This window comes from Pseudomonas sp. G2-4 (assembly GCF_030064125.1).
In the GTDB taxonomy this organism is placed as follows: domain Bacteria; phylum Pseudomonadota; class Gammaproteobacteria; order Pseudomonadales; family Pseudomonadaceae; genus Aquipseudomonas.
This window is the reverse complement of sequence record NZ_CP125957.1, coordinates 5,449,762-5,465,906: the sequence shown is the minus strand read 5'-3', so window position 1 is coordinate 5,465,906 and position 16,145 is coordinate 5,449,762. Positions and strand designations below refer to the sequence as shown.

Sequence of the window (16,145 nt, the reverse complement as noted above, 5' to 3'; positions counted from 1 at the left end):
TTCCTCATACTGTGGCTCTTACTGGGTGGACCCGCAGTCGTGCCGAGAATTCCAACGGCATCATCGAAGTGACCTCGACAGGCGGTCGACTGTCAAAGTTGCGCACTATTCTCGAGGGCTGGACAGCATGAACGAATTACAAGATCTGATTGATAACAACGCGCGCTGGGCCGATGCGATCAAGCAGGAGGATCCTGACTTCTTCTCCAAGCTGGCTAATCAGCAAACCCCGGAGTACCTGTGGATCGGCTGTTCCGATGCACGAGTGCCGGCCAACGAAATCGTCGGCATGCTGCCGGGTGATCTGTTCGTGCACCGCAACGTGGCCAACGTGGTGCTGCACACCGACCTCAACTGCCTGTCGGTGATCCAGTACGCGGTGGACGTACTCAAGGTCAAGCACATCCTGGTCACCGGCCATTACGGCTGTGGCGGCGTGCGTGCCTCGATGCAGGACCGGCAACTGGGCCTGATCGACGGCTGGCTGCGCTCGATACGCGACCTGTACTACGAACATCGTGAGGCGTTGGCCCAACTGCCGACCGAAGAAGAGCGCGTCGACCGCCTGTGCGAACTCAACGTGATCCAGCAGGTGGCCAACGTCGGCCACACCAGCATCGTGCAGAACGCCTGGCACCGCGGGCAGAAACTGTCGGTTCATGGCTGCATCTACGGCATCAAGGACGGTCGCTGGAAAAGCCTGGACACCACCATCAGCGGTTTCGAGCAATTGCCGCCGCAGTATCGCTTACGTCCGGTCAGCGCGCCCTGACTTGGGTGTTTCGGTATAGGCCTTGATAGCTTCACCCAAGTCGGCGACATCTTCTGGGTGACTCTGAAAGGGTCTGAAGGCGCTTTCCCGCATGGCTTATACGGGAAGGCGCCTCAAGGGTTTATACCGCCTCGGCAGGCAGCGGCATGGGCACCTTCAGTTGCGGGAGTTGCGACTTGATCGCCGGCGTTTCGCATTTTTTCGCCGCTTCATCCTGCTTCAGGTCGCGCACCGAGGTATAGAACAACTCGCAGGTCTTTTCCTTTTGCGTGACCTGCCAGGTTTGCGTGCATTGGTTCAGTTGGGTGGTTGGATCGGTGCCCGGCTTGCTGCCCATGCCGGCCTGCCAGCACGCAGCGCTCAGATCCTGGCCCATGACTTTCAAGCCGGCGGCGTCAGCCTTGGCTTCGTCACCGTCGTAGTTGTCCTTGTCAGCGGCGTACCAGATATAGCTCGGGTGGTTGGAACCCAGGACCGGCACCTTGACTCCCGCTGTGGGGGTGATGGTCGCCAGGCCGAGCACACCCACGGTCTGGCCGTACTGGGTCTTGATCCAGTTCCGCACGGGAGCGCCGAAGGCCACCATCGGCAACGCGGCCCCGCTGGCGGTCTGGCTGACTTGCTTGACCATGGTGGTCTGATAATCGTTGAAGTAGCCGTAGAGCCCCTCCAGCGTCTGGCCAGCATTGGAGGGCGCGGCGATGGGCGCGATGTCGATGATGGTCTGGTAGGCCGGCGTCTGGTCAGCGGCAATGCCGTTGACGGTCAGCAGCGTGGCCCAGCGATCGGTGGTGGCCGATTCCAGGTAATCCTGGGCCTGGGTCAGCGAGTAATCCGGCGGGAAGTGCAGCAACTCGACACTCTTGCGATTTTCCAGGGCCATGCCCAGCGGCAGGAACAGGTACCAGTTGTAGGACCATTTCTTGTCGCTGTTGAGTTTGCTGGCGCCGTTGTACGCCAGGTCCCCGGCGTCGAGCAGTGCAGTCAGCGGTTGGCCATAGCTTTTCGGTACGCCGCTGATGTGGGCATAGACGATCCCGTTGTCGTTTTTGACGCTGACCTTGGCCGCGCTGTAGCCGTCGCGCTGCACGCTTTGGGTCAGGTAATGTTCGACGGTCTGTTCCAGGGTCCAGTCGCGAAAGCAAATGACGTTGCAGTTGTTGGGATAGGCGAAGAGACGGGTGACGCGTTCGGTGTTGCCCAGCTGTACGTCGATGTCGGCGGCTTGGGCGGTGGCACTGAAGGCCAGGGCGGCTAGAGAAAGTACGGCAAGTTTGGACATGCTCAGATCCTTTTCAGCGTGTGGGCCCCTCGAAACAGGGTGTTGCCATACTGAAACAGTCCGAGCCGAAGAAACAGTGGGCCGACGGAAATATCGGCCCTTTTTTATGGCTTTATGGCATCACTGGCGGTAAGTAAGTCAATGTCTTCCCCAGCGCCCATAGCAATACCAGCACCAGTGGCGTATGCACCAGCAACTGCACGAAGGAGAAGCCGATCAGGTCCCTGGCCTTCAGCCCCAGGACGCCGAGCAACGGCAGCATGTAGAACGGGTTGATGAGGTTCGGCAGAGCTTCGGCGGCGTTGTAGATCTGTACCGCCCAGCCCAGGTGATAGTTAAGGTCGTTGGCGACCTGCATGACGTAGGGCGCTTCAATGATCCACTTGCCCCCGCCAGAGGGGATAAAGAAGCCCAGTACCGCCGAATAGACGCCCATCAACAGGGCGTAGGTGTCATGGGAGGCAATCTGTACGAAAAAGGTCGAGATGTGGTGGGCCAGCGTCTGGGCGTCGCTGCCCTTGACCGTGGTCAGCAATGCGGCGATCGAGCCGTACAGCGGGAACTGGATCAATACACCCGTGGTGGTCGGCACCGCACGGGCCACGGCATCCAGAAAACTGCGCGGCCGCCAGTGCAGCAACGCGCCGAGCATCAGGAAGAGGAAGTTGTAGGTGTTGAGCCCGGAGATGGCGCTGATTGCAGGCTTGGTCGAGAACTCGTGGAACAGCCAGCCGGCGGCCAGCAGCACCAAGGCGATGGTCAGCAGTGGGCTGTGCTCCAGCCATTCCCCGGGACGGGTGCGTGGCTGCAGCGCCGGCATGCTGAAACTGGGGTCGATCCCGCAGGCGGCGGCATCCCGGGCGCTGTTAGGCCCAGGTGCGGTGGCGTAGGCGATGATCAATGAGATGACGATCAGTGCCAGCAACATCACTCCGGACTGCCAGAGAAAAATGGTCTGGGTAAAAGGAATGACGCCGGTGATCGACAGGATCGAGGGCGGCAGGCTGGCCGGGTTGGCCTGCAATTGCGCAGCCGACGAAGACAATCCCAGGGCCCACACCGCGCCCAGGCCAAGGTAAGCCGCGGCACCGGCGGCGCGATAATCCATCTTCAGGTCGGTGCGACGGGCGAGGGCGCGTACCAGCAAACCGCCAAACACCAGTGACAGGCCCCAGTTGAGCAACGACGCGACCATGGAAATCAGCGCCACCCAGGCCACTGCGGAGCGGCCGTTCTTCGGGATACGCGCCAGACGATCAATCAGCTTGACGGCCGGCGGTGAGCTGGCGACCACATAACCGCCGATCACCACGAAAGCCATTTGCATGGTGAATGGGATCAGGCTCCAGAAACCGTCGCCGAACGCCATGGCCGCAGCCGTGGGCGTGGCGCCGATGAATTGCGTGGCCAGCGCGACCACCAGCACGGCCAGGGCGGCAAAGACCCAGGAGTCAGGGAACCAGCGCTCGGCAAAACTGGAGCAGCGCAGGGCGAAGCGAGCGGAACGGCTGTCTTCGATGTCGGTGGTCACGGCAAGTACCTCAATTTTTTTATGGTTATGGGTATGCGTATGCGTAGCGGCAAGGTCAATCCCCCAGCGCTTGACCCTCGCGCCTTGGATCCGCCCCACCCGCCAATGATGCTTTCCCTTGCGCATCGCGCACCCGGACAATCGCCTGGGTGCCGCTGGTCATGTCAATTTCGCTCACCGCATGGCCTTTGTCTTTCAACGCCTGGATCAGTGTCGGGCTGAACTGGCCCTGTTCCAGTTCGGTGGGGCCGTTGCGGCTGCCGAAGTTGGGAAGGTTGATGGCGGTTTGCGCGTCCAGTTCCCAATCCAGCAGGCCAATGACTGACTTGGCGACGTATTCGATGATTTGCGAGCCGCCGGGTGAACCGACAGCTGCAACCAGTTCACCGCGGCGATCGAAGATCAGCGTCGGTGCCATGGACGAGCGTGGGCGCTTGCCCGGTTCGACGCGGTTGGCGACTTTCTGCCCATTCTCTTCGGGGATGAACGAGAAGTCGGTCATCTGGTTGTTGAGCATGAACCCCTGAACCATCAAGTGTGAGCCGAACGCCGACTCCACCGTCGTGGTCATGGACACGGCGCCACCCTGGTCGTCCACGGCCACCACTTGCGAGGTGGAAATACGCAGGGGTGAACGATCCGGGGCGTAGGCCACCTGGATGCCCGGTGGCGTACCGGGCTTGGCGACGCCCATGCTGCGAGGGCCGATCAGGCCGGCGCGGCTGGCCAGATACCCAGCATTGACCAGGCCGTTGAGCGGCACGGCTACAAAATTGGGGTCGGCAATGTATTGGGCGCGGTCGGCGTAGGCCAGGCGCTCGGCTTCGGCGATCAGGTGCACCGCTTCGGGGGCGGGTTCAATGCCGGCGGGCTTGGTGGTCTTGACGGGTTTCAAGGGCGCGAGGGCCGCGTGGCTATCGCGCTGTTCCAGGGCCTGCAACGTCCCGAGGATCTGCGCCACGGCAACTCCGCCCGAAGACGGTGGTGGCATGCCGCAGACTTGCCAGCGCTTATAGTCGGTGCACAACGGTGCCCGTTCTCGCGCGGTGTAGCCCTGGAGGTCGTTCAGCGAAAGGCTGCCGGGGTTGGCGTGGCCTTGCACCTTGGCGACGATCTCCTCGGCAACCGGCCCCTTGTACAAGGCGTCGGGACCTTCGTTGGCGATGCGCTTGAGCACGCCGGCCAAGGCTGGATTCTTCAGCACCGTGCCAACCGCCTTCGGGCTGCCATCGGCGTTGAGAAAGTAGGCCGCCATGTCTGGAGAGCCCGGCAAGGATGGGTCGGTGGCGATCAATGTGTGCAGTCTGGGCGAGATCGCGAAGCCCTGCTCCGACAGCGCGATGGCTGGCTCGAACAGCGTCGCCCATTTGAGACGGCCATGTTTGCGATGGGCCAGTTCCAGCCCGCGCAGCACCCCCGGCGTGCCCACGGAACGACCACCGATCTGCGCGGCCGTAAAGGACATGGGTTTGCCGTCAGCTTGCAGGAAAAGTCGTTCGGTGGCGCCAGCCGGTGCCGTTTCGCGCCCGTCATAAGTGCTCACGGCCTTGCCGTCCCACAACACAATAAATGCACCGCCGCCGATGCCAGAGGATTGCGGCTCCACCAGGGTCAGCACGGCCTGCATCGCAATGGCCGCGTCGATGGCCGAACCTCCGCGCCGCAACATCTCCCGCCCGGCCTCGGCCGCCAGAGGGTTGGCCGCAGCGGCCATGTGTTTGTCGGCGTAGCGGGTCTGCAGGTCGGTACGGAAGCCGGAGACGACCTCCGGTGGGGCGGGCAATGCAGGTGTAGCGGTGGAGGAGGGTGGGGCCTTGCAGGCAGCGAGTGTCAGAGCGACAGCCAGCAGCGAAACGGCTGACAGGCGATGAAAGTTCGGTTTCAGATTTGCAAGCATGTGTCGCTCCATCCGTGGCCTGGGGTATGGAGAACGACTGTAGCGACGCGAGGCGTGGGGCGCAAATCAACACGAGGCTGGTCGCCTTGATTTGCAGCTTGCCTGGCACCACCGTGGCGAGGGAGCTTGCTCCCGCTTGAGCGCGCAGCGCTCACAAAAAAAGGGGCTGCTGCGCAGCCCAGCGGGAGCAAGCTCCCTCGCCACGGTGGAACGAACACATCTGAGAGAGCAGGCGCTTTTCTCCAGGCATAAAAAAACGGCTTATCTTTCGATAAGCCGTTTTTAGTACTTGGTGGCTACACAGGGACTTGAACCCCGGACCCCAGCATTATGAATGCTATGCTCTAACCAACTGAGCTATGTAGCCAAGTGGCGCGCATTATTCGCCGGTAGCGAAGATGTGTCAAGCGTAAATCTGAAATATTTCTCTGCGCTTTCAACCGCTTATCCATCCTCGCTGCGGACGCCCCTCAACCGAGTTGAAATCTCCCTGTATTGGCACTCAAGGCCTGGCTACCCTTGCTCAGGGTATCGGCCGCCAGGTTCACAGCCCGTGCGCCATCGAGCAAGCGCATGGCCGCTTGATCGACCTGCTGGATATTGCCGCTGACCTCATCGGCGGTGCTGGCTTGTTCGTCCACCGCAGTGGCGATTTGCGCCAGGGTGTCGGTGACGCTTTGCACGGCGCTGGCGATTTCTCCCAGGCGTTCACCCAGGCCGGTGACGGCTTGCGCGTCGGTCTGGGCCTGACCGCAGGCGGCTTCCATCAGGCTGACTGCTTCATTGACCGTGGCGCGCAGGCTGTCGACGGTGCCGGCAATTTGTTGGGTGGAGGACTGGGTGCGTTGCGACAGACTGCGTACTTCATCGGCCACTACCGCAAAACCACGACCCTGTTCCCCGGCGCGTGCGGCTTCGATGGCGGCGTTGAGGGCCAGCAGGTTGGTCTGCTCGGCCACGCCACGGATGGTGTCGACCACCAGTTGGATCTGTTGCCCCTGTTCGCTGACCCGGCCCAACGCGGCGGCGGTCTCGTTGAGCCGCTGGTTGAGTTGCTGGATGCTGGCCGTGGTGCGTTGGCTGTCGCGGCTGCTGTCGGTAGCGATGCGCCGGGTCTGCTGGGCGCTGTCTGATGCCTGTTCGCAGCTTCGCGCAACACCTTGAGACGTGGCGGCCAGTTGCGTCGCGGCGGCCGCGATCTGGCTGATCTGCATCTGCTGGGCCTCGACTTCGCCCAGGGCGCCGTTGGAATGCGTATTGAGGGTGCGCACGGCATTGCTCAGTTGCAACGTTTCGTGGTCCACCCCCAGCAGGCTGTTGCGCAACTGCACCACGGCGACATTGAGGGCGGTACTGATAGCCGCCAGTTCATCGCGCCCCTGAACGGGCACTTGCAAGCTCAAGTTGCCGTCGCGCAAGGCCTCGGCCAGCAGAGTGATGCCGCTGGCGCTGCGGCGGATGGACGCTTGCAGGCAGATGAAGAGGTACAGCGCGGCCAATACCAGGCAGCCGAGCACCGTCGCCACCAGCGTGAACTGGCGGATCGCCGAGCCGTGGTAGTGGTCCAGCCGCGTATCCAGTGCCACCAGTGATTGTTGCCGCAGGGTCGCCAGGTCGGTGAGGAGGGCGTCCATGTGTTTTTCGAAGTCTTCCGGCTTCAGGTTGATGGAGCCGCCGAATACGCCGTCATCCAGTACTTTCAGGCCGGCGTCCAAGTGCTTGAGGCTGCCTTGGAATTGTCCGGCCCAGGTTTGCAACTCGCTGGGCAGGCGGGTTTCCAGCAATGCGCCGGTCTTGACCAGTTGATCCCGAGCGTCACCGATACGGCTGCGCAGGTCCCGCAGTTGCAGGCGACTCTGCAACGTGAACTGGCCCGACACCACGGAGGCCTGGCCAACGCTGGCCAGGCGGCCGACCCGTTCGATCAGGTCCGGTGTTTGTTGGGTGGAAATCTGGGTCAGCAGATAAGTCTCCAGCCAAGAGGCGAGGGTCAGGCGGTTGTCCATGACCATCTGCTCGCGCAACGCTTGCAGGGCGCTGAGGGCTGTGGTGAAGCGGTCGTAGCCATCTGGCCACCAGCCCACGCTGCCCAGGCTTTTCGAATCCAGGCCGTTGAGGCTGGTTTGCAGGGTTTGATAGCGGGCGAGGGTATCGGCTTCGGCGCCCTCGGTTTGCAAAGTGGTGCCCAGGTCATTGGCGGCCTGGTTGAGAGCCGGTTGCACGGCATCGAAATCCGCCACCGCAGCCAGCGTCGCGGGTGTTGGTTGGCGATTGGTTTCCGTGGCGCGCCAACGGGCTGCGCGGTTGCGTTGGGCGGTGAGCAGGTTGTCCAGGTTATCCAGGGCCAGCAACTGCCGCACCCCGGCGCGTTCTCCGGAAATCAGGCTGAGCTTGTCGCGATAGTCCTGGCCGATGAGCCATAGGCTGCCCATGAGCGGCAGGATAAAAAGCAGGAACAGCAATTGGAATTTGCGGGCGAAGCCGAAATGCCCCAACAACCTGATTCCCGGTGATAGAAAAGCCTGCATGCCCATACTCCCCTGGACACCCATGCACTGTTTTTGTGCGTTTTTACACAGTGCAAAAGCGGGCGCCCTTTTAAAAGGCCTCGAAAGTTTGTCCAAATCGGCTCGGTAGGCCAGCTCTGTAGCGAAACTTCCCATTCTCGGTCTCCTTTGTAAGGAGCCGCGTTGTAGCTCATTAACAAGGCAAGATTCAGACCATGGCGTTGGGCTATCACCTCGGAACTCGACAATTTTTCAAGGTCGATAGCAAGCTAAGGGGATAGCCTTGTTGCACCGAAAAATGGCACATTGACGCACCTGCCCATGTGCACCCTCTGTCGTATGGAAACTCCCATGGCTATCAGCAATACCCAAGCCGCCACCCCATCCGTTGCCGCCCCGGCGCAAAGCAGCCCGTTGGTCATGCGCATCATCGGCGCCGTGGCACTGGCGCACCTGATCAACGATTTGATCCAGGCAGTGCTGCCCTCGATCTACCCGATGCTCAAGGACAGCTATGGCCTGACCTTCACCCAGGTTGGCCTGATCACGCTGACGTTCCAGTTGACCGCATCTTTGTTGCAGCCGTGGGTCGGCTATCACACGGATCGACATCCCAAGCCCTGGTTGCTGCCGGCCGGGACGGTGTGCACGTTGATCGGCATTGTGATGATGTCCATGGTTGGCAGTTTTGCCATGATCCTGCTGGCCGCCGCGTTGATCGGCATTGGCTCGTCGACCTTTCACCCGGAAGCCTCGCGAGTCGCGCGACTGGCCTCGGGTGGTCGTTATGGGCTGGCACAGTCTACGTTCCAGGTCGGCGGTAATGCCGGTTCGGCCTTCGGCCCGCTGCTGGCGGCGGCGATCATCATTCCCTACGGGCAGGGCAATGTGGCCTGGTTCGGGTTGTTCGCCCTGTTTGCGTTGTTCGTGCTGTACCGCATCAGCCGCTGGTACGCCAATCACCTGAACCTGTTCAAGCTCAAGCAAGGCCAGGCGGCCACTCACGGTTTATCCAAGGGCCGGGTCTTGAGTGCGCTGGTGGTGCTGGGACTGCTGGTGTTCTCCAAGTATTTCTACATGGCCAGTTTCACCAGTTATTTCACCTTCTACCTGATCGAAAAGTTTGACCTGTCGGTGGCCTCCTCGCAGTTGCACCTGTTTCTGTTCCTCGGCGCGGTGGCGGCGGGAACGTTCTTTGGCGGTCCTATCGGTGACCGGATCGGACGCAAGGCGGTGATCTGGTTCTCGATCCTCGGCGTGGCACCCTTCACCCTGATCCTGCCTCACGTTGACCTGCTGTGGACCAGCATCCTCAGCGTGGTGATCGGCTTCATCCTGGCCTCGGCGTTCTCGGCCATCGTGGTGTATGCCCAGGAACTGGTGCCGGGCAATGTCGGGATGATCGCCGGGGTGTTCTTTGGCCTGATGTTCGGTTTCGGCGGGATTGGCGCCGCGCTGCTGGGGCATCTGGCGGACATCCGTGGTATCGAGTACGTGTATTGGTTGTGCTCGTTCCTGCCGTTGTTAGGGGTGTTGGCGATTTTCCTGCCGAGGACTAAAAAAGCTTGAGCCGCAGCGACGCCTAATCATCGGCCGCAAAAAAAAAGCCGCGTTGATTCGCGGCTTTTTTCTGGGCGCTCGCTCGTTAATTACGACCAAAGTACTACTTTATACGCCTCCTAAGTTCGATTCTGTCTAAAAGTCGACCGTGTTAAGTTGCTGTTGTGGTTATTGGTCTGAATGGATTCTTCGACGTTATTCAAGAGTGACCCCATGGTTACTGGAAAAGCAGGGATCGCGCATTCTTTCCACCTATCGCCCTTATTGCCCTGGCACCTAAGGCCTTCGGTTCTTGATTTGAATACCTCTCTCTGCATTTCAGGCAGATAGAGTGGATTTACGCCCCACCTGCCACGTTTCAAATACTTATAAAGCAGCTGTATCGCCATGCCTTTCAAGGCGGTTGTCTTGTGGGCAGCGTAAACAGCCACGATTGATTGTTATTCGCCGCGTCGTGCATAAGTTAGAGGCCGTCGCCTTTAACCTTGGCAATAAATAGAATCAGGCAGGGGATGATATGAAGTTCAAGTCATTGCAGGCACGCATTTGTGTCACGGCAGGCATTTGCCTGTTTGTTTCATCCATCAGCCTGGTTGTTTACGGGCTCTTTACCGCTCGGACCAATGAGCAATACGTCGCGACCGAAGTCTCAGCGTTGGTAGAAAAATCAACGATCCGGGAAATCCAGAACCTGGCCGAGTCCCGTGCCAACGCCATCCAGGCCAAGCTGCAGAATGCACTGGATGCGGCCCGCACCATGGCCAATACCTTTGCCGCCAGCAAGGCTGCGCAAAGCCCTCTGGCATTGGGGCGTGAGCAGATCAACAGCGTGTTGCTCAGCGTCCTGAAGGACAACCCTGACTTTAACGGCACCTATTCTTGCTGGGAACCGGATGCGCTGGACGGACAAGATCTCGCGTTTCGCAATACTCAAAATGGCAATAATCCCCTGACAGGACGGTTCACGCCTTACTGGACACGCAGCGCCGGTGGCAATGTCGCGGTGCAGCCGTTGGTCGAGTACGACTCGCCGGACCTTCATCCCAATGGTGTGCCTAAAGGTGGCTGGTACACTGGCCCGCGCGACACCCTGAAGGAAAGCGTACTGGACCCTATTCCTTATGTGGTCCAGGGCAAAAACGTATGGCTGACCACCTTGTCGGTGCCAATCGTGTCCAACGGCAAGTTCTACGGTGTGGTCGGGGCAGACTTCGATATCGCTTTCATCCAGAAGCTCAGCGAGCAGATGTCTGCCGACCTCTACGGTGGCAAAGGCACGGTTTCGATCCTGAGTAACCAGGGGCTGGTGGTTGCGGACAGCCGTCATACCGATCTGATTGGCCAGCCCATCAAGGCCTTGCTGCCTGACGCCTGGGAAAAAGTACTCAGCGATATTCAGAGCGGTCGTGGCGACGGCCTGCTCAATCCGCAAACACAGAATATCGAAGTGCTGATGCCCATTGCGCTCGGTCGCACAGGCAAGCCCTGGGCGGTGCTGATTCGCTTGCCCAAGGCCGTGGTCATGGCCCAGGCCATTGCCCTGGAGCAGGAGTTGCAGGCGCGCAGCATCAGCAACAGCATCTGGCAAGTGTCGGTAGGGGTGGTTATTTCGCTGTTGGCCCTGGCCGCCCTGTGGTTTGCCGCGGCGAAAATCGTCGGGCCGATTCGCGAGGCCGCTGCCTTGGCCGCCAACATCAGCCTGGGGGATTTCTCTCGGCGCCTGGTGCAGAAATCCGAGGATGAAGTCGGGCAATTGTCTGTGGCGCTCAACGACATGTCTGAAAGCCTGCAACGGCAGGTCCGGGTGGCCGAGCGTATTTCCGAAGGCGACCTGGACCTGGAGGTTCGCTTGTCTTCGCCCCACGATACCCTTGGCAAGTCACTGGAGAAAATGGTCAGCAACCTGAACCAGCTGATTTCCGAGGTCCAGACCAGCGCGACCCAGATCACCGGCAGCTCGGCGCAGGTCACCGACCTGAGCCAGTCATTGTCCGATGGCGCGTCCAATTCCGCATCGTCCATCACCGAGATCAGCGCGGTGATGACACAAATGGCCGCCCAGACCCGGGATAACGCCGCCAACGCCAAGAAAGCCGACGAGCAATCCCAGGCCTCGCGCGCCGATGCGGGGGAGAGCGACAAACTGATGAGTGAGCTGATTGCCGCCATGGCCGAAATCGACAATTCGGGCAAGGACATCACCGCGATCATCACCACCATTGATAACATTGCCGCACAAACCAATCTGCTGGCCTTGAACGCGGCCATCGAAGCGGCCCGGGCCGGTGAGCTTGGGCGCGGTTTTGCCGTAGTCGCTGATGAAGTACGTAGCCTGGCCGCTCGCAGCGCCGAAGCCGCCCAGCAGACGGCCGCATTGATCGCCGACTCTTCGAACAAGACACAGCGCGGCATGGTCATCGCCGGTCGGACCGCCGAGTCGCTGAAAAACATCGTCACGGGAACCAGCGCGGTTTCCAACCTGGTTTCGCTGATCTACCAGGCCTCCAGCGAGCAGGCTTCAGGCTTGCAGCAGGCCAGCATCGGGTTGGAGCAGATCGATGAAGTGACGCAGAAAAACCAGTCCAACTCACAAGAGTGCGCGGTGGCAGCCAGGGACCTTTCGGAGCGGGCCTCACTGATGCAGCGTGTGCTGGGGCGCTTTAAAGTCAAAAGAGGCTAGGTATCGCCGCCGCTGTCCAGGCGCAACGCCGGCAGTGGTGAGTGCGACATGACAAAATCCCCGGATCAACGCGTGATACCGGGGATTTTTTGGAAAGATGCCAATGGGTAATACGAATGTCCGCCATTTTGAGATCTCTTACTGCTGTCAGATTTCGTAATAATTCCTCTCCCATGGGGAGTTCCGAAACGTTGTAGGATTTTTTCCCCAATTCTTTTCAGGTCCTTATGAACGTCCCGTCGGAGCCTCCCGGTCGCTTGTTTCACGCCATGCCCTGTATTCCTTCGCGTTACCTCGTCAGGCATGCCTCTCCTTGTTCGGCCGTCCCATGGCCCTTGATGCTGCGAAAGGAGCAATAAGCCCATGGAATGGATTGCCGACCCCACAGCATGGCTTGGCCTGCTGACCCTGATCGTGCTGGAGCTGGTGCTCGGCATCGATAACCTCGTGTTCATTGCGATCCTGGCGGACAAGTTGCCGCCCGAGCAACGTGATCGTGCCCGCATCATCGGCCTGTCCCTTGCGCTATTGATGCGCCTTGGCCTGTTGGCGAGTATTTCCTGGATGGTGACCCTGACCGAGCCATTGTTCGAGGTCTTCGACAAGACGTTCTCGGGGCGAGACCTGATCATGTTGTTCGGCGGCGTGTTCCTGTTGTTCAAGGCCACCATGGAATTGCACGAGCGACTCGAAGGACATGTGACGCAGCGTTCGGGAAATGCGGCCTATGCGATGTTCTGGCCCATCGTTGCGCAGATTGTGGTGCTCGATGCAGTGTTTTCGCTGGACGCCGTGATTACTGCGGTCGGTATGGTGGATCACCTGTCGATCATGATGATCGCCGTGATTTTCTCCATTGGCTTGATGATCATCGCGAGCAAACCATTGACGAACTTCGTCAACGGGCACCCGACGGTCATCATGCTCTGCCTTGGCTTCCTGATGATGATCGGCTTCAGCCTCACCGCAGAAGGCCTGGGTTTCCACATTCCGAAAGGATATCTCTACGCCGCGATCGGCTTCTCGATTCTGATCGAGCTGTTCAACCAGATGGCTCGCCTGCGTCGCAAGAAGACGTTGCAAGGGCATCGCCCCATGCGCGAGCGTACCGCCCATGCCGTCATGCGTTTGCTGGGTGGCCGTAAGCTAGGCGCCGATGAGGTGGGTGAAGAAATCGCCGACATGTTGGCAGGCGATGAAGTCGATCAGGTTTTCGATCGACGCGAACGCGTCATGATCAGCGGCGTGCTTCAATTGGCGGAACGCTCTATCCGCACGGTGATGACCCCGCGTGCTGAAATCGATCACATTGATCTGGCCGATTCACCCGAGAAGATCCGCACAAGGCTGATGCATTCGTCGTACTCCAGGTTGCCGTTGATCCGGGAGGGACGGATTGATGAGCCGTTGGGGTTTGTTCACAAAAAAGAGTTGCTCAAGGAGCTGTTGGCCGGTAACCAGCCGAATCTGGAAAGCATCGCCCGCCAGACGATCAACCTGCTGGACACCTTCACGATTCTCAACGCGTTGGAGCAAATGCGCAAAGAGTCGACCCACATCGCTTTTGTGGTCAACGAATTCGGTGACTTCATCGGTCTTCTTACCATGACCGACATCCTCGAATCGATTGCGGGTGAATTGCCCGATGCCAGTGAAATCGAAGGCCCGAATATCGTTGCTCAAGAGGGTGGCTTTCTCGTCAGCGGTGCGCTGAATCTCAGCCTGGTTTGCGAACACATTGGCTTCCAGGCGAAAGCGACGGATGACTATCAGACCCTCGCCGGGATGGTGATCAGCCTGTTGGATCGCTTGCCGGTCATCGGAGACCAACTTAGCTGGCAAGGGTGGAGCATGACTGTCGTGGCGGTGCAGGAGCGTCGAGTGACGAGGGTGCTCTTGCGCAAGGATGAAGTGTAAGCAAGCGAGACGGCGTTGGCGGTAGTGCTTTGTTCAAAGGTGCTCGATAACTTGCTGGAGGGGTGTACTATCGACATCTGCCCATCGGATATCAGTTAGCCATGTCCACGCTAAGCGAAGAGAGCCGTCAGATCGTAGCTTCTCTGGCGCACCGCGTTGGCCCCAACGCTGACATTGCAAAGACCGCCCACGCGATCATTTCAATTTTGCAGGATATAGAGGCGGCCCTCGCGCCCGTCATTGGTCAACAAGGGGTTGCCGCGCTTTATCGCCGCAGCCTGCATCTGTGTGGGTCCACTCATCCGCGTCTGGCCAGCCCCTGCGACAGGGTGCAGGCCGGTCAGGTTCTGATTGCCCTTAAATCCGTACTCGTTGAGCAAAGCGAAGCCGATGCGCTGTTTTTCGGTGAAATGTTGCTGACCATCTTCTACGAGTTGCTGACCACGTTGATCGGGCCCTCGCTCACCGCACGTTTGCTTCGTGGCGTGTGGGAACCTTCCTTGAGCGACACCCCTTCGCAGGAAAATTCGCCATGAGCACCAAAGTGACTATCAACCGCTTGGCCACCGGCGTGCCAGGACTGGACGAGGTCTTGGGCGGAGGATTGCCGGAGTTTTCGTTCAACCTGATCGCCGGTCCGCCCGGTTGTGGCAAGACCACCCTCGCGCACCAGATGATGTTTGCCCTGGCAACCCCTGAGCGTCCCGCGTTGTTTTTTACCGTGCTGGGCGAGCCGCCGCTGAAGATGCTGCGTTATCAGCAGCAGTTCGATTTCTTCGACAGCGAGGCGATCAATCAATCGATCCGCTACGTCAACCTGGCTGACGACACCCTGGCCGGGGACCTGGACGAAGTGCTGCGACGTATTGTCAACGAGGTGGAGGCTCACTCCCCGGCGCTGGTGTTCGTTGATTCGTTCCGTTCGGTGGTGCTGGCCAGCCAGACCCAGGACAACCCGAACAACAACCTGCCGCAGTTCGTCCAGCAACTGGGCATGCTGATGACCACCTGGCAGGCCACGACGTTCCTGATCGGTGAATATTTCACCGAAACCGATACCAACCCGATTTTCACCGTGGCCGATGGGCTGATCTGGCTGCGTCAGAGCGTTCAGCGCAATTCCATGGTGCGCAAGATGGAAATCATGAAGATGCGCGGCCAGCCGACGCTGCCGGGGCTGCACACCTTCCGTATCGCCTCGTCGGGGATCAAGATCTTTGCCCCGGCGCCCTTCAACCCGGTCGAAGCCCCGCTGGAGTTCCCCATCAAGCGCCTGGCCATGGGCGTGCCGCAGCTTGATGAGATGCTTGGCGGTGGGTTGCCGTGCGGCTACTCCCTGTTAGTGGCGGGCCCGTCCGGTTCGGGCAAGAGCATCCTGGCGGCGTCCTTCCTCGCCGAAGGCGCGCGAAACGGTGAAACCGGCGTGATCGCAGTATTCGAACAACGTCCCAATCATTCCCAGAACGCTACCCTGGCCAACTTGATTCAATGCGGTAAGGTCGGGCTGGTGGATAGCCGCGCTCCGGACCTGTCCATCGATGAAATCGTGCAGTTGCTGTTGGGCGAGATCGCCCGATTGAAAGCGACTCGGGTGGTCATTGATTCGCTGTCGGGTTTCGAACTGGCGTTGGCGCCGACCTTTCGTGAAGACTTCCGCGAATCGCTGTCGCGCATGGTCACCGCGTTGACCAGTGCCGGTGTCAGTGTCTTGCTGACTTCGGAGCTGGAAGACCGTTACACCGACCTGCGTTTCAGTCCTTACGGCACGGCCTTTCTCACTGACGCAATCATCGTACAACGCTACATTGAGGTGCAGAGCCGTCTATTGCGCATCATGGCCGTGGTCAAGGTGCGGGCCAGCGCCCATTCCGATGAGTTGCGCCTGTATCGCATCGACGATGACGGTTTGCAGATCGGCGAAATGTTGCCGGACCAGGAGGGTTTGCTCGGCGGCCGACCTACCCGGCAGCTAGCTGACAAAAGCAGTGGATGATCCACC

At 59.9% G+C, this 16,145-nt stretch carries 10 protein-coding genes, 1 tRNA gene and 1 pseudogene; 7 read left to right on the top strand and 5 right to left on the bottom strand.

Going from position 1 to position 16,145, the window contains the following annotated elements; genetic code table 11:
• Positions 1-127: 127 nt before the first annotated feature.
• On the top strand, positions 128-772 hold the full coding sequence (gene can / locus QNH97_RS23925; protein ID WP_283554198.1) for a carbonate dehydratase: 645 nt from the start codon (positions 128-130) through the stop codon (positions 770-772).
• 121 nt (positions 773-893) lie between these two features.
• Here the strand turns inward: can and QNH97_RS23920 are convergent, their stop codons facing one another.
• The 5 genes from QNH97_RS23920 to QNH97_RS23900 form a co-directional block, all read right to left on the bottom strand.
• Positions 894-2,054, bottom strand: coding sequence for a hypothetical protein (locus QNH97_RS23920; protein ID WP_283554197.1), 1,161 nt, complete (start codon positions 2,052-2,054; stop codon positions 894-896).
• Between the two features lie 112 nt (positions 2,055-2,166).
• Positions 2,167-3,585, bottom strand: coding sequence for a short-chain fatty acid transporter (locus QNH97_RS23915; protein WP_283554196.1), 1,419 nt, complete (start codon positions 3,583-3,585; stop codon positions 2,167-2,169).
• 55 nt (positions 3,586-3,640) lie between these two features.
• Complete coding sequence (ggt, locus tag QNH97_RS23910) at positions 3,641-5,482, bottom strand: gamma-glutamyltransferase (RefSeq protein WP_283554195.1); 1,842 nt, start codon at positions 5,480-5,482, stop codon at positions 3,641-3,643.
• 290 nt (positions 5,483-5,772) lie between these two features.
• Positions 5,773-5,849: transfer RNA gene (locus tag QNH97_RS23905), tRNA-Met, on the bottom strand.
• Positions 5,850-5,952: 103 nt separating this feature from the next.
• A complete protein-coding gene (locus QNH97_RS23900; protein ID WP_283554194.1) occupies positions 5,953-8,010 on the bottom strand; it encodes a methyl-accepting chemotaxis protein in 2,058 nt (685 codons plus the stop codon).
• Positions 8,011-8,340: 330 nt separating this feature from the next.
• On the opposite strand from QNH97_RS23900, the gene QNH97_RS23895 reads away from it, so the two are divergent.
• The 6 genes and pseudogenes from QNH97_RS23895 (at position 8,341) to QNH97_RS23875 (ending at position 16,139) form a co-directional block, all read left to right on the top strand.
• On the top strand, positions 8,341-9,558 hold the full coding sequence (locus QNH97_RS23895) for an MFS transporter (RefSeq protein WP_283554193.1): 1,218 nt from the start codon (positions 8,341-8,343) through the stop codon (positions 9,556-9,558).
• 508 nt (positions 9,559-10,066) lie between these two features.
• Positions 10,067-11,281, top strand: a pseudogene (locus QNH97_RS29650) (cache domain-containing protein); the annotation flags it as partial.
• A 42-nt stretch (positions 11,282-11,323) separates the two neighbouring features.
• The gene (locus tag QNH97_RS29645; protein WP_502944554.1) at positions 11,324-12,229 is read left to right on the top strand and encodes a methyl-accepting chemotaxis protein; all 906 of its coding nucleotides are present in this window, start codon (positions 11,324-11,326) and stop codon (positions 12,227-12,229) included.
• A gap of 363 nt (positions 12,230-12,592) precedes the next feature.
• Positions 12,593-14,146, top strand: coding sequence for a TerC family protein (locus tag QNH97_RS23885; protein WP_283554191.1), 1,554 nt, complete (start codon positions 12,593-12,595; stop codon positions 14,144-14,146).
• 101 nt (positions 14,147-14,247) lie between these two features.
• On the top strand, positions 14,248-14,682 hold the full coding sequence (locus tag QNH97_RS23880) for a hypothetical protein (protein WP_283554190.1): 435 nt from the start codon (positions 14,248-14,250) through the stop codon (positions 14,680-14,682).
• Positions 14,679-16,139: an ATPase domain-containing protein gene (locus QNH97_RS23875; RefSeq protein ID WP_283554189.1), complete on the top strand. Its 1,461-nt coding sequence runs from the start codon at positions 14,679-14,681 to the stop codon at positions 16,137-16,139. The genes QNH97_RS23880 and QNH97_RS23875 overlap by 4 nt, the downstream gene beginning before the upstream one ends.
• The last annotated feature ends 6 nt before the right edge of the window (positions 16,140-16,145 follow it).

Bases quoted from the DNA above. Each gene is read 5' to 3' on its own strand.
- can (WP_283554198.1), top strand. From the start codon at position 128: ATGAACGAATTACAAGATCTGATTGATAACAACGCGCGCTGGGCCGAT.
- QNH97_RS23920 (WP_283554197.1), bottom strand. From the start codon at position 2,054: ATGTCCAAACTTGCCGTACTTTCTCTAGCCGCCCTGGCCTTCAGTGCC.
- ggt (WP_283554195.1), bottom strand. From the start codon at position 5,482: ATGCTTGCAAATCTGAAACCGAACTTTCATCGCCTGTCAGCCGTTTCG.
- QNH97_RS23900 (WP_283554194.1), bottom strand. From the start codon at position 8,010: ATGCAGGCTTTTCTATCACCGGGAATCAGGTTGTTGGGGCATTTCGGC.
- QNH97_RS23895 (WP_283554193.1), top strand. From the start codon at position 8,341: ATGGCTATCAGCAATACCCAAGCCGCCACCCCATCCGTTGCCGCCCCG.
- QNH97_RS29645 (WP_502944554.1), top strand. From the start codon at position 11,324: ATGTCTGAAAGCCTGCAACGGCAGGTCCGGGTGGCCGAGCGTATTTCC.
- QNH97_RS23885 (WP_283554191.1), top strand. From the start codon at position 12,593: ATGGAATGGATTGCCGACCCCACAGCATGGCTTGGCCTGCTGACCCTG.
- QNH97_RS23880 (WP_283554190.1), top strand. From the start codon at position 14,248: ATGTCCACGCTAAGCGAAGAGAGCCGTCAGATCGTAGCTTCTCTGGCG.
- QNH97_RS23875 (WP_283554189.1), top strand. From the start codon at position 14,679: ATGAGCACCAAAGTGACTATCAACCGCTTGGCCACCGGCGTGCCAGGA.